This window comes from Crenobacter oryzisoli, from assembly GCF_030385785.1.
GTDB lineage: Bacteria > Pseudomonadota > Gammaproteobacteria > Burkholderiales > Chromobacteriaceae > Crenobacter_A > Crenobacter_A oryzisoli.
Genome location: NZ_JAUEDK010000041.1, coordinates 1 through 13,505, shown reverse-complemented (window position 1 = coordinate 13,505; position 13,505 = coordinate 1). Strand labels below are relative to the sequence as shown.

Annotated in this window: 10 protein-coding genes and 1 rRNA gene; 7 read left to right on the top strand and 4 right to left on the bottom strand. The window is 62.9% G+C overall.

The window, feature by feature from the left end:
- Nucleotides 1-83 precede the first annotated feature (83 nt).
- From QU481_RS17915 to QU481_RS17905, 3 genes are read right to left on the bottom strand one after another with little or no spacing between them, the layout of a single operon-like run.
- Nucleotides 84-1,565 carry an efflux transporter outer membrane subunit gene (locus QU481_RS17915; protein WP_289831388.1) on the bottom strand — a complete coding sequence of 494 codons (1,482 nt, stop codon included), beginning with the start codon at nt 1,563-1,565 and terminating at the stop codon, nt 84-86.
- Nucleotides 1,558-4,722 (bottom strand): efflux RND transporter permease subunit, encoded by a 3,165-nt coding sequence (locus QU481_RS17910; RefSeq protein ID WP_289831387.1) that lies wholly within the window; start codon nt 4,720-4,722, stop codon nt 1,558-1,560. Before QU481_RS17910 ends, QU481_RS17915 begins: the two co-directional genes overlap by 8 nt.
- Before the next feature lie 18 nt (nt 4,723-4,740).
- On the bottom strand, nt 4,741-5,934 hold the full coding sequence (locus tag QU481_RS17905) for an efflux RND transporter periplasmic adaptor subunit (RefSeq protein WP_289831386.1): 1,194 nt from the start codon (nt 5,932-5,934) through the stop codon (nt 4,741-4,743).
- A gap of 265 nt (nt 5,935-6,199) precedes the next feature.
- On the opposite strand from QU481_RS17905, the gene QU481_RS17900 reads away from it, so the two are divergent.
- The 7 genes from QU481_RS17900 to QU481_RS17870 all read left to right on the top strand — a co-directional run bounded on the left by QU481_RS17900 (nt 6,200) and on the right by QU481_RS17870 (nt 12,961).
- A complete protein-coding gene (locus QU481_RS17900) occupies nt 6,200-6,853 on the top strand; it encodes a TetR family transcriptional regulator (RefSeq protein WP_289831385.1) in 654 nt (217 codons plus the stop codon).
- A gap of 41 nt (nt 6,854-6,894) precedes the next feature.
- A complete protein-coding gene (locus QU481_RS17895; protein ID WP_289831384.1) occupies nt 6,895-7,797 on the top strand; it encodes an ABC transporter ATP-binding protein in 903 nt (300 codons plus the stop codon).
- Nucleotides 7,797-8,552: an ABC transporter permease gene (locus QU481_RS17890; RefSeq protein WP_289831383.1), complete on the top strand. Its 756-nt coding sequence runs from the start codon at nt 7,797-7,799 to the stop codon at nt 8,550-8,552. The genes QU481_RS17895 and QU481_RS17890 overlap by 1 nt, the downstream gene beginning before the upstream one ends.
- A 46-nt stretch (nt 8,553-8,598) precedes the next feature.
- A complete protein-coding gene (locus tag QU481_RS17885; RefSeq protein ID WP_289831382.1) occupies nt 8,599-8,847 on the top strand; it encodes a BolA family protein in 249 nt (82 codons plus the stop codon).
- A gap of 6 nt (nt 8,848-8,853) precedes the next feature.
- Nucleotides 8,854-10,107 carry a UDP-N-acetylglucosamine 1-carboxyvinyltransferase gene (gene murA / locus QU481_RS17880; protein WP_289831381.1) on the top strand — a complete coding sequence of 418 codons (1,254 nt, stop codon included), beginning with the start codon at nt 8,854-8,856 and terminating at the stop codon, nt 10,105-10,107.
- A gap of 174 nt (nt 10,108-10,281) precedes the next feature.
- Nucleotides 10,282-12,264 carry a methyl-accepting chemotaxis protein gene (locus tag QU481_RS17875; RefSeq protein ID WP_289831380.1) on the top strand — a complete coding sequence of 661 codons (1,983 nt, stop codon included), beginning with the start codon at nt 10,282-10,284 and terminating at the stop codon, nt 12,262-12,264.
- Between the two features lie 454 nt (nt 12,265-12,718).
- Complete coding sequence (locus tag QU481_RS17870; protein WP_289831379.1) at nt 12,719-12,961, top strand: hypothetical protein; 243 nt, start codon at nt 12,719-12,721, stop codon at nt 12,959-12,961.
- A 227-nt stretch (nt 12,962-13,188) separates the two neighbouring features.
- On the opposite strand, the gene rrf is transcribed toward QU481_RS17870, so the two are convergent.
- A 5S ribosomal RNA gene (rrf, locus tag QU481_RS17865) occupies nt 13,189-13,303 on the bottom strand.
- Nucleotides 13,304-13,505 lie beyond the last annotated feature (202 nt).

Below are 13,505 nucleotides of genomic sequence, written 5' to 3'. Positions count from 1 at the left end.
TGGCGGACCAGCAGCGCCATCCAACCATCCAGATGTAAAAAAAGCCGCTCCCCCTTGGGAAGCGGCTCGATGGCGACCGACAATCAGCCCTGCTGCTTGGCCACCGGCGCCAGCGTCGGCGTCGTCATTGGCCCCCGGTCCGGCTGCGCATCGGCACCAGCCTGCGACCAGCCGCCGCCAAGCGCCTTGTACAGAGACACCGCCGCGTTGAGCCGCGCCAGTCGCGCATTGATCACGTTAAGCTCCGACGAATAGGTGTTGCGCTCGGCATCCAGCACCTCGAGGTAGCTCGAATAGCCGTTGTCATAGCGCAGTTGCGCCAGACGCTGCGTCTCGCGCAGCGCGTGCAGCTGATCGACCAGCCCCACCTCGCTCTTGGCCGAACCGTTGATCGCCGACAGCGCGTCGAGCGTGTCGCGGAACGCGTTCTGCACCGCCGACTGGTACGTCGCCAGCGCCTGCTTCTGACCGCCCGTCGCCGCGTCGACACCGTAGCCGGTCGCGCCCCAGTTGAAGATCGGACCGGCCGCGCCGCCGACGAAGCTCCAGGTTTTGGCCGGCCCCGTGAAAAGGCCAGACAGCGACAGGCTCTGCGAACCGATCGCACCGGTCAGGCTGATGGTTGGGAAGTAGGCCGCACGTGCCACGCCGATCTGCGCATTTGCGGCCACCAGCTGCTGCTCGGCGGCAGCCACATCCGGACGGCGCGTTAGCAGTGTGGATGGCAGGCCCTCCGGCACCACCGGAGGGATCGCCATCGCTGCCAGCTCCTTGCCCCGCGGCGTCGGGCTGAGCAAGTCGCGCGGCGAACGGCCGGTGAGCACCGACAGCGCATGTTCGGTCTGCTCGACCGACTGCTTGAGCTGCGGCACAGCTGCCCGCGACGACGCCTCCTCGGACTCGGCCTGATGCAGATCGAGCGCCGAGATCAACCCTCCACGGTAACGCTTCTGCTGCAGGCGCAGCGACTCCTCGCGAGTCGCCAGCGTCTGCTCGGTGACCTTCAGCTGCACATCGAGCGCACGCAACTGGAAGTAGGTGTTGGTCACCTGCGACGCCAGCGACAGCTCAACCGCGTCACGGTTGTAACGGCTGGCGACGAAGTTGGCACGGGCCGCCTCGTTGCTACGACGCAGCTTGCCCCACAGATCGAGTTCCCAGGACAGCACGCCGTTGACGGTGCGCACATCGGAAACCAGCAGCGTGCCCGGTACGGCCGTCTCGGCCGAGACCCGGCCACGGGTGAAGTTGGCGTTGTAGTCGAGGCTAGGCAGCAGTGCGGCACGGGCGATGCCGGCCTGCGCCGCGGCCTGGTCGACCCGGGCCGCGGCCGCAGCCAGGTCCTGGTTGTAGCTCAACGCCTCGTCGACCAGCTGGTCGAGCACCGGGTCGTTGAAGCGCTTCCACCAGCCAGCCTCGGCCGCCTGACCGACAGCGCCACCGGGCTGGCTGTTCTGCGCCGCCCAGCTGTCCGGCATGTCGAACTTGGGGCGGCTGTAGTCAGGGCCGACCGCGCAGCCCGCCAGGGCGAGCGCGACCACCGCGGGGAGCAATCGCTTAGTCATGCGTAGTCTCTCCTTCTTTCGGCAATGCCAGGGCTTCCGGACCAGCTTTGCCGGCCGGCTTGCCGCGTTGCGACCATTGCATGATCAACAGGAAGAACGCCGGGATGAAGAACACCGCGATGAAGGTCGCCGCCAGCATCCCCCCGATCACCCCGGTACCCACCGAGTGACGGCTGGCCGCACCGGCACCGGTCGAGATCGCCAACGGGACGCAACCGAGCACGAAGGCAAGCGAGGTCATCACGATCGGGCGGAAACGCAGCCTGGCTGCCTCCAGCGCCGCATCGAACAGCGACATCCCTTCTTCCATCTTCAACACCGCAAATTCCACGATCAGAATCGCGTTCTTCGATGCCAAGCCGATCAGCGTCACCAACGCCACCTGGAAGTACACGTCGTTGGCGAGGCCGCGCAGCCAGTTGGCGCTCAGCGCGCCGAACACCGCGAACGGTACCGCCATCAGCACGGCGATCGGCAGCGTCCAGCGTTCGTACTGCGCCGCCAGGATCAGGAACACCATGATCAGGCCGAAGCCGAATACCGTCGCCGACGAACCGCTGGTCGACTTCTCCTGGAACGCCGAACCGCTCCACGCCAGCGTGTAATCGCTGCCGAGCGTATCCTGCGCCACCTCTTCCATCGCCTTGATCGCCTCGCCCGAGCTATGCCCCGGCGACGGGTTACCCACCACCTTGGCTGCCGGGAAGACGTTGAAGCGCTCGTAGATCTCCGGGCCGGTGCTCTGCTCTACCGTCACCAGGGCCGACAGCGGGATCATCTCGCCCGACGCCGAGCGGGTGTAGACATTCCGGATGTCCTCGATCTTGGAGCGGAAGTCGGCCTCGGACTGCAGCTGCACCTTGAAGGTGCGGCCGAACTTGTTGAAGTCGTTCACGTACAGCGAACCGAAGGTACTCTGCATGGTGCTGAACACATCGGTGATCGCCACGCCCAGCGCCTTGGCCTTTTCTCGGTCGAGCTTGATGTACACCTGCGGCACGCTCGCAGAGAAGGTGGTCTGCACGCCGGCAAGCTCAGGCCGCTTGGCCGCCGCGGCGACCAGCTTGCGGGTCATTGCCTCCAGCTCCTTCGGACCGCCGCTGCCGCGACTTTGCACGTATCCCTCGAAGCCACCGGTGTTCGACATGCCCGAGATCGGCGGCGGGTTGAACGCCAGCACCAGACCATCGCGGATCGCCATGCCCTGCTTGAACACCTGTCCGACCAACGACAATGCCTGCTCGTTCGGCCCCTTGCGATCGTCCCACGGTTTCAGCGTAACGAAGCTCACCCCGCCGTTGGTCTTGTTTGAGCCGGACAGGATGTCGAAGCCCGAGAACGACAGCACGTGCGCCACCGCCGGATTCGGCCGGGTGATCTTGTCGAGCTGGTGCATCGCCGCGTCGGTACGGCCCATCGACGCGCCGTCGGGCAGGAACATCGCCGCGATGATGTAGCCCTGGTCCTCATCCGGCGCCAGCGAACTCGGCACCATGCGGAAGAGACCGATTGCCAGCGCGATCACCACGCCAAACAGCGCCAGCGCCAGTGCGACGCGCTTGAGCAGGAAGCGCACTCCCTCGGTGTAGCCGCGGGTCATCCGGTCGAAGAAGGCGTTGAACTTGTCGAAGAAGTGATGCTCGTGCTGCTGGTCCTCTTTCAGGATCAGCGCGCACAGCGCCGGGGTCAGCGTCAGCGCCACCAAGCCCGAGATCACCACCGACATTGCGATCGTCACGGCGAACTGCTTGTACATCTGGCCGGCGATACCCCCGAGGAAAGCCACCGGGATGAACACCGAGCACAGCACCAGCACGATCGCCACCACCGGCCCGGACACTTCTTCCATCGCCTTAAACGCGGCCTGCATCGGCGGCAGCTTCTCGGTGCTCATCAGCCGCTCGACGTTCTCCAACACCACAATCGCATCGTCCACCACGATACCGATCGCCAGCACCATGCCGAACAGCGTCAGCGTGTTGATCGAGAAGCCCAGCGCATACATGCCGGCGAAGGTACCGATGATCGACACCGGCACCGCCAAGCACGGGATCAGCGTGGCACGCCAGTTCTGCAGAAACAGGAACACCACCAGGAACACCAGCACCATCGCCTCGCCCAGCGTCTTCACCACCTCGTGGATCGACACCTTCACGAACTCGGTCGTGTCGTATGGGATCGCGTACTTCAGGTCGCTCGGGAAATTCTTCGACAAGCGCGCCATTGTCGCCTTCACAGCATCGGCAGTGGCAAGCTGGTTGGCGCCCGGCGACAGGAAGATACCGATAGGGATGGTCGGCTGACCGTCGAAGGTGCTGCGGAAGTCGTAGTTCAACGCCCCCAGCTCCACCCGGGCCACGTCCTTCAGGCGCAGCTTCGAACCGTCAGGATTGGAACGCAGGATGATGTTCTCGAACTCGGCCGGGTCGGCCAGACGGCCCTTTGTCGTCACCGTGTAGGTGAAATCGACCGCCTTGTCGGTCGGCTCCGCCCCGACGCGGCCGGCGGCGAACTGCGCGTTCTGCTCGTTGATCGCGTTGGTGATGTCGGTGGTGGTCAGCTTCATCTGCGCCAGCTTGTCCGGACGCAACCAGACCCGCATCGAATAGTCCTGAGCGGCGAAGTTGATCACGTCGCCGACGCCCGGGATGCGCTTGAGCTCGTCAATCACATTGAGCAACGCGTAGTTGCTCATGTACAGCGTGTCGTAGCTCTTTTTCGGCGAGTACAGCGCGATCACCTGCAGGAAGGCCGATGACTTCTTCTGCACCGTCACGCCCTGACGGCGGACTTCCTGCGGCAGCGCCGCCAACGCCGACTGCACCTTGTTGTTGACGTTGATCGTCGCCTGGTCGGGGTCGGTACCGATTTTGAACGTCACCGTCACCGTCAGCGCCCCGGAGCTGGAACTCGACGACTGGACATACAGCATGTCGTCCACGCCGTTGATCGCCTGCTCGAGCGGCGCCGCCACCGTGGCGGCGATCACTTCGGCCGATGCACCCGGATAGCTCGTCGACACCGCCACCGTCGGTGGCACGATCTGAGGGAACTGCTCGACCGGCAGCGACTTGATCGCGGCCAGCCCCGCCAGCACGATGATGATCGAGATCACCGAGGCGAAGATCGGCCGGCGAATGAAGAAAGCAGAAAACATGGTTGTGGTCTCCCGCGATCAGCTCGCAGCGGCTGCGGCCGGACTGGCGGCGTGCGCCGTCTCTAGCGGAACCAGCTGCGGCTTCACCTGCGCCCCCGGGCGCAGCTTGATCAGGTTGTCGATCACGACGCGATCGCCCGGCTTCAGGCCCTTGTCGACGATCACATCGTGACCGACCTCGTCGGCGGTCTCGATTGGCGTCGGTGTCGCCTTGCCATCCGCCCCGGCCACCCAGACCATCTTGCCCTGCTGGGAGCTGAACACCGCCTTCTGCGGCACCACCAGCGCATTGGTACGGGTCACGCCGTCGAGCACGACCCGGACGAACTGGCCCGGCAGGATTTGCCCCTTGGCATTGGGGAACAGGGCTCGCGAACTCACCGTGCCGGTGGCCGGATCGATGATGTTGTCGGTGAAATTGAGCGAACCGGCCTGGCTGTATTCACTGCCGTCGGACAGCTTCAGACGTACATTCAGTTTCTTCGGTTCAGCCAACTTCAGCTTGCCGCTCTGCTCGAGCTTGCGCAGCCGCAGCATGTCGTTGTCGGACACGCTGAAATTGACGTAGATCGGGTCGAGCTGCGAGATGGTAGTCAACAGACTGGCATCGTTGGCGGCCGAGACCAGGCTGCCCTCGGAGAGCACTTCCTTGCTGGTCACGCCAGTGATCGGCGCGGTGACGCGGGTATAGCCGAGATTGATCTTGGCGTTCTGCAGCGTGGCGCGCGCAGCGGCCACCGAGGCCAGCGCCGACTGATACGAGGCCGCCGCGTCGTCGCGGTCCTTCTGGCTGACCGCGTTCTCCTTGAACAGGGGTAGCACCCGGTCGTAGTTCTGCTTGGCGTTGACGAGTTTCGCCTCTTCGACGCCGAGCGTGGCCTTGGCATTGTCGTAGGTGGCCTGGAACGGTGCTGGATCGATCTGGAACAGCAGGTCCCCCTCCTTCACCGGCCGGCCTTCGGTATACACCCGCTTGAGCAGGATGCCACCGACCCTGGCGCGCACCTGCACCTGGCGATAGCCGTTGGCCTGGCCGACTAATTCGTAACTGACCGGCACGTTCTGCGGCTGGACGGCCACGACGCTGACCGGGACCGGGGGCGGCTGCTGGGCCTTGGGTGCAGACTTGCCACACGCGGCTAACGCGGCGATCACCGCCAGCGTCAGGCCCAGCGGACCTAAACGGCGGTTAAAATGGGGTAGGGAGTTCACCACTTGTGCTCCTTCTTGAAGTCTTCAGTGATTGCTTTAATGACAGGTGAATTTTATTGCCATAGATACGCCGAGCATGATGACGGCTGGATATCTAGCGCTTGCAATTTCGGGGGCGCCATTTTACATACATTCATGAACGTATGTAAAATGGCGCAGCGCACCGGCTAGGAAAATAATTGTAGATTGTTGATTACGCCAAATGATTATTTATTTGCGAACAAACAATCATAACGCTTACTTTTAATGATTAGAGACGCCCGACATGGCCCGCCGTACCCGCGAAGAAGCCGAACAAACCCGGCTACTCCTACTTGAAACCGCTCAGGAACTGTTCTGGGAGAAAGGGGTCAGCCGCACCTCGCTGGCTGACATCGCGCAGGCCGCCGGCGTCACCCGTGGCGCGATCTATTGGCACTTCGCCAACAAGGCCGACCTGTTCAACTCGATGTGCGAACTGGTCGCACCACAGATCGACGAGATACAGCGCCGCCTGTGCGACGAGGCACAGACCGCCCCGGCGAGGACGCTGTGGCGCCACTGCTGCGAAATGCTGTACGCCATCTGTACCGTGCCCCGCTTCACGCGTATCGTCGGCATCCTGCACCTGCGCTGCGAGTATGTCGGCGAGATGGAAGAGGGCAACCTGACCAATGCTGAATGGTTGAAAGAAAACCACGGAAAATTCCAAAACCTTCTCGAGCACGCCGCCTCACTCGGCGAACTGCTGCCTGGTGTCGACCCGTATATGGCGGCGCTCAGTCTGCAAGCACAACTGCGCGGCCTGGTCGAAATCTGGCTGATGCGCCCCGAGGCACTCGACCTGGCCCGCGACGCAGAACGACTATTAAGCCCTTATTTTTCTGGGGTTTTCCGTCAGGGAAGTTGGCTCGCTACAGCTGACGAAAACAGCAACTAGCGCTATACTTCTGACCTTTTCCGCCCCCGATTCCCGATTGCATGACCAGTGCCATTTCGATCGACGGCGTCAGCAAGCGCTACGGCGCACTGCAGGCGCTCGACTCCGTCAGTTTTAGCGTCGAGCAGGGTGAGTTTTTCGCACTGCTCGGTCCGAACGGCGCCGGCAAGACCACGCTGATCTCGGCGATGGCCGGCCTGGCCCGCCAGGACAGCGGCCAGATTCGCATCATGGGCCACGACACCATCGCCTCCGCCCGCGACGCAAGGATCAACCTCGGCGTGGTGCCGCAGGAACTGGTGTTCGACCCGTTCTTCACCGTGCGCGAAGCGCTGGCATTCCAGTCCGGCTACTTCGGCCTGCGCCGCAACGACGCCTGGATCGACGAGCTCTTGTTCAAGCTCGGCCTGACCGAGAAGGCCAACGCCAATATGCGCGCGCTGTCCGGCGGCATGAAGCGCCGCGTGATGGTCGCTCAGGCGCTGGTGCACCGCCCACCGGTGATCGTGCTCGACGAGCCGACCGCCGGGGTCGATGTCGAGCTGCGCCAGAGCCTCTGGGACTTCGTGCAGGAACTGAACGACGCCGGCCACACCATCATCCTGACCACCCACTACCTGGAAGAGGCCGAGACGCTGTGCAGCCGCATCGCGATGCTCAAGCGCGGTCGCCTCATCGCGCTGGAAGACAAGGACACGCTGCTGTCCCGCTCGGCCAAGCGCGAGGTCGCACTGAAACTGTCCGGTGAACTGCCGGCATCGCTCGCGCCCTGGCATGCCCGCAACGAGGACGGCCGCATCGTGCTGAGCCTACCGACGCTTTCCGACCTGGAAGGCGTGCTCACCACGCTGCGCGGCGCCGGCCTGGAGGTCCGCGAACTGTCGATGCTGGAGACCGACCTTGAGCATGTGTTCGTCTCGATGATGAGCGGGGAGAAGATCTGATGAACGGCTTCTACACCCTGTTCAAGAAAGAAGTGCTGCGTTTCTGGAAGGTCGCATTCCAGACTGTGTCGGCACCGGTATTGACCGCGCTGATGTATCAGCTGATCTTCTCGCATGTACTGCGCAGCCACGTTGACGCCTACCCGGGCGTCAGCTACACCGCTTTCCTGATCCCGGGCCTCGCGATGATGTCGATGGCGCAGAACGCCTTCGCCAACGGCTCGTCGAGCCTGATCCAGTCGAAGATCACCGGCAACATCGTGTTCATCCTGCTGCCACCTCTGGGCGCGCTGGAATTCTTTGCCGCCTATCTGCTGGCGGCGATCGCGCGCGGCCTGCTGGTCGGTCTGGGCGTGCTGGTGGTGACGGCATGGTTCGGCCTGCCGTTGCCGGCCCAGCCGCTGTGGGTGCTGGCGTTCGCGGTGCTCGGCTGCGGCGTACTCGGCACGCTCGGCATCATCGCCGGCATCTGGGCGGAGAAATTCGACCAACTGGCAGCCTTCCAGAACTTTCTGATCATGCCGCTGACTTTCCTGTCCGGCGTGTTCTACTCGATCAACAGCCTCCCGCCGATCTGGTTCGCAGCCAGCCACGCCAACCCGGTTTTCTACATGATCGACGGCTTCCGCTACGGCTTCTTCGGCCAGGCCGACATCAGCCCGTGGCTGTCGCTCGGCGTGGTCGGCACCAGCTTCGTCGCGCTGGCCTCGCTGGCGCTGGGCATGATCAAGTCCGGTTACAAGCTGCGCCACTGAGCGCCCGACCGGCACCCGGCTTTCTCAATTTTTGGATTCGACTGACATGGTTACCCCCGAACTCGTACAGCAATACATCGCCGCCGGCCTCGACTGCACTCACATCACGGTGGAAGGCGATGGACACCACTTCTACGCCCAGATCGTCTCGCCGGCCTTCGCCGGCAAGCGCCTGATCGAGCGTCACCGCATCGTGATGGAGGTGGTGAAGTCGCGCCTGCAGAGCAACGAGATCCACGCACTCTCCATCGTCAAGGCACTGACCCCGGACGAATGGGAAAAACAACAGGGCTAAGTCGACATGGAAAAACTGCATATCCGCGGTAACGGACCGCTCAACGGCGAGATCCGCGTCTCCGGCGCCAAGAACGCCGCACTGCCCATCCTCTGCGCCAGCCTGCTGACCGCCGACACGCTGAAGCTGAGCAATGTGCCGATGCTGCGCGACGTGTCCACCACCCAGAAGCTGCTGCAGGGCATGGGCGCGCGGGTGATGACCGACAACGTCCACGAGGTCGAGATCACCGCCGCCGGCATCAACAACCTGGTCGCCCCCTACGACTTGGTGAAGACCATGCGCGCCTCCATCCTGGTACTCGGCCCGACGCTGGCGCGCTTCGGCGAGGCCACCGTCAGCCTGCCCGGCGGCTGTGCGATCGGCAGCCGGCCGATCGAGCAGCACATCAAGGGCCTGGTCGCGATGGGCGCCGAGGTGTCGATCGAACACGGCTATGTGAAGGCCCAGGCCAAGCGCCTGCGCGGCGCCAAGGTGGTGATGGACATGGTCACCGTCACCGGCACCGAGAACCTGCTGATGGCCGCCGTGTTGGCCGAAGGCACCACCGTGCTGGAAAACGCCGCGCGCGAGCCGGAAGTGACCGACCTGGCGCTGTGCCTGAACGCGATGGGCGCCAAGATCTCCGGCATCGGCAGCGATCGCTTGGTGATCGAGGGCGTCGAGCGCCTGCACGGTGCCGAGCACGCGGTGATGCCGGACCGCATCGAGGCCGGCACCTTCCTGGTGGCCGCCGCCGCCACCCGCGGCCACGTGGTGCTGCGCAACGCCGCGCCGAAGTCGATGGAAGCGGTACTCGACAAGCTGGTCGAGACCGGCGCGGTGGTCGAGGCCGGCGACGACTGGATCTCGCTCGACATGAAACGTCGGCCGAAGGCGGTCAATGTTCGCACCCTGCCCTACCCGGCGTTCCCGACCGACATGCAGGCGCAGTTCATGACACTGAACGCAATCGCCGACGGTGCGGCAATGGTCACCGAGACCATTTTCGAGAACCGCTTCATGCACGTCCCGGAGCTGAACCGCATGGGCGCCAACATCGAGACCGAAGGCAATACCGCGGTGATCAAGGGCGTCGAGCGCCTGTCCGGTGCCACCGTAATGGCCACCGATCTACGCGCCTCGGCCTCCCTGGTGATCGCCGGCCTGGTGGCGGACGGCGAGACGATCGTCGACCGCATCTATCACCTCGACCGCGGCTATGAACACATCGAGAAGAAGCTCGGCGCGGTAGGCGCACACATCGAGCGCATTAGCTAAGACTGTTTGTTTTTTTCAACACAACGGCCAGCCGTTTTCAGCGGCTGGCCGTTTTTTTCTGCGCAATCGCCTGCTATTGCTTGCGATTTTCTGCACGCAACCGTCTAATCAACCCAAACAAAGGAGATCGCCAGGGTCTGGCGTATAAAAAATCAAACACAGAGAGGCTGTCAGATGGTGCACAGCATACGCAGCAAGATACTGCTCGGCAGTGGGCTACTGATCCTGATCGGCTTTGCCGGGCTGATCGGCCTGAATGCCTATCTCAACTACCGGCAGGCCGAGGATGCGGCCCTCGATTCGGCCCAGCAGCAGGCGCAGCTTGCCGCCGACCAGGTGCAGCGCCGTCTTGAGCAGGCCTACTTCTCCACCCAGAGCCTGGCCGAAAGCGCCATCGCGCTGCGCCAGCAGCACCCCGCTGATGCCCGCGCGCTGCTGTCGGCGATCGCCAAGCGCCAGACCCCGACCAACCCCAACGCGGTCGGCTATTTCGTGCTGTGGGACCTCAATGCCTTCGATGGCCGCGACGCCAGCCTGGCAGGCCAACCCGACAACGACAAGCAGGGACGCGCCGGCGTGTACTGGTACCGCAAGAAAGGCAAGATCGATGTGGTATGGGGCACTGACGGAGCCGATACCAGCGAGTACTACACCCGACCGAAGGCCTCTGCCCGGCCTATTCTCACCGAGCCCTACATCGACCCCGACATCAAGGTCCTGATGGGCACGGTGTCGTTCCCGCTTCTGGTCGACGGCAAGGCGCTCGGCGTCGCCGGCTGCGACCTAGCTCTGGCCGATCTGCAAGCCATGGCCAGCACTATCCGTCCCTATGGCCGTGGCTATCTATCGCTGTATTCCAACCATGGCCTGCTGCTGGCCGGCCGCGACCCTCACGCTATCGGAAAACCAGATACAGCCCTGCCGGCCCAGGCCAAGGCCGCCATCGCTGCCGGCCAGGTGCTCAGCTACGACAGCGTCGACGGCTTCCGCCACTTCATCCTGCCAATCCGCGTCGGCGACACCCCAAGCCCTTGGGCGGTACAGCTGTCTATCCCTCTCGATGCGGTATTCGCCAATGCCAAAGCCGCCAGCCTGAAGGCTGCCTTGGTCAGCGCAGGCCTGCTGCTGTTGATCGTCGCTCTGCTCGGCCTCTTGCTGAACATGCTGCTCAAACCGCTCGGGACACTGCAAGGTGCGATGACCGGTCTGTCCCATGGTAATGGCGACCTGACCCAATCGCTCGCCATCGCCAGCCGCGACGAGATCGGCACCGCCGCCAGTGCGTTCAACCGCTTCCTCGGCTCGCTGCGTCAGATGATGCTGGACGTGCGTGGCCACGGCCAGGGCGTGCAGCAGGCCAGTCGTCAACTGATGCAGCAGGTCGAACAGATCCGCCTAAGCTCCCACCACCAAGCGGAGGCTGCCAATGCCACTGCCGCCAGCATCGAGCAGTTGTCGGTCAGCGTGAGCCAGGTCGCCGATTCGGCACGCAGCGCCGAAGCTCAGGCTCTCGACGCAGGCCAACTGGCCGAACACGTTACCAGCGAGGTCGAAGCCAGCGCCCTGGAGATCGCCCGCATCGCCGACACCATCCGCGCGCTGGCCACCGTTCTGGGCGGCCTGGAGGATCGCTCGCAACAGATCAGCAGCATCGTCAACGTGATCAAGGACATCGCCGATCAGACCAATCTGCTGGCGTTGAACGCAGCGATCGAGGCTGCGCGTGCCGGCGAACAAGGTCGCGGCTTCGCGGTCGTCGCCGATGAAGTACGCAAGCTGGCCGAACGTACCGCCCGCTCCACCGGCGAGATTAGCGGAATGATTGCTGCCGTCCAGCAGGAATCCCGTCAGGCCAGCACCAGCATGGACACCGCCCTGACACAGGTCGATCACGGCGTGCAACTGGCCAGCCAAGCCGTCGATTCGATCAGCCGCATCCGCACCAACACCCGCCAAGTGGTCGCCAGCATCGGCGACATCGCCACCGCCACCGCCGAGCAGTCCAGCACCAGCCAGGAAATTGCCCACCACATCGAGCAGATTCACAGCATGGTGCAGCAGACTGATCACGCGGTGCAACATGCCCACGACGATACCGAGGGGCTACGCCGCCTCGCCGACGAAATGGAGCAGCTGATCGCCCGCTTCCGGCTGTAGCCGAAGAGTGAGCAACAGAGATTCGTCTCATCGAGACGGGCCTCTGTTGTGACGCTGTAGTCAGGGATCGAAATCGTGCACTAATCCTGACTTAAGTTGTTCCCATGCCGCGCCAGTGGCCTCTCCAGCAACTCGGTAATCTGATACCGACATTCGGCATGGCGAGACACATACGCATGGACGCCTGCCGTACAGGCAAAACCCGGATATCTATCGTTACGCATTCTCCTGCCTTAAACGCCAGACAAGTCGAATCAGCGGTGGAATCAATGACTTGCAGCAGCCCAACAGGACAACCACCGCAAAAATTGCGACAGGAAACAACCGGCCAACCCTCATCGATAAACTGCTCTACACTATTCAGATAGAAACAGAGAAGACCGCCTCCACTACGTGCCAAGTGCATATCAGCATTACCACTGCCATGAAACACCACTAGAAAGGGTGTCAGGAAATGGAGCACTCAATCGATGCGCTATTGAATGCCATGCAGCAAGATGAATCCGCCGTGATCACAGCGCTGAAGGAGCTTGGCCAAAGTGAGCGACACCTGCTCGCGGCCAAATTGCAAGCGCTGGCATCGCTAGCCATGACGGATGAGAGGTTCATACCGGTGCTACTCTCGGAGGCGCCTCGGCTGCGTATACACATCCGCATCCCTGTCGAGTCCATGGAGCAGCGCGGCTCGTCCAGCTGAAATGATACAGGGGACTATAAGTTGTCTCCCCTGACACGCAGCAAGCTCCCTTCCTGACAAATACCCAGCCATACACCGTCGCATTCGCGGCGTGTAGCAAAAAGTAAAAGTCGTGGGGGCACAATTGAGGAGTGGAAGCAGGGCCGCCGCCTGGCCTGCGCGAGGCTGCTCCCGGCGCCCGCAAAGCACAAAGCCCAGCTCTATGAGCTGGGCTTGTGGTGTGGGGAGTCTGGCGGTGACCTACTTTCACATGGCGAATGCCACACTATCATCGGCGCAGAGGCGTTTCACGGTCCTGTTCGGGATGGGAAGGCGTGGGACCACCTCGCTATGGCCGCCAGACATTAACTTGTACAAACTGTCGAAGCCCGGTGCCGTTGTCACGTCACCGTATTGAATTCAAGCGTTACTTGGTAATTGATTGCGTCTCGTCGCACATCACCTGTACTTCACACCACGAAGTACCTCAAATGATAGGATCAAGCCTCACGAGCAATTAGTATCGGTTAGCTTAACGCCTCACAGCGCTTCCACACCCGACCTA

Coding starts and splice junctions, on each gene's coding strand:
- QU481_RS17890 (WP_289831383.1), top strand. CDS start 7,797: ATGAACGGCTTCTACACCCTGTTCAAGAAAGAAGTGCTGCGTTTCTGG.
- QU481_RS17910 (WP_289831387.1), bottom strand. CDS start 4,722: ATGTTTTCTGCTTTCTTCATTCGCCGGCCGATCTTCGCCTCGGTGATC.
- QU481_RS17885 (WP_289831382.1), top strand. CDS start 8,599: ATGGTTACCCCCGAACTCGTACAGCAATACATCGCCGCCGGCCTCGAC.
- QU481_RS17915 (WP_289831388.1), bottom strand. CDS start 1,565: ATGACTAAGCGATTGCTCCCCGCGGTGGTCGCGCTCGCCCTGGCGGGC.
- murA (WP_289831381.1), top strand. CDS start 8,854: ATGGAAAAACTGCATATCCGCGGTAACGGACCGCTCAACGGCGAGATC.
- QU481_RS17900 (WP_289831385.1), top strand. CDS start 6,200: ATGGCCCGCCGTACCCGCGAAGAAGCCGAACAAACCCGGCTACTCCTA.
- QU481_RS17875 (WP_289831380.1), top strand. CDS start 10,282: ATGGTGCACAGCATACGCAGCAAGATACTGCTCGGCAGTGGGCTACTG.
- QU481_RS17895 (WP_289831384.1), top strand. CDS start 6,895: ATGACCAGTGCCATTTCGATCGACGGCGTCAGCAAGCGCTACGGCGCA.
- QU481_RS17870 (WP_289831379.1), top strand. CDS start 12,719: ATGGAGCACTCAATCGATGCGCTATTGAATGCCATGCAGCAAGATGAA.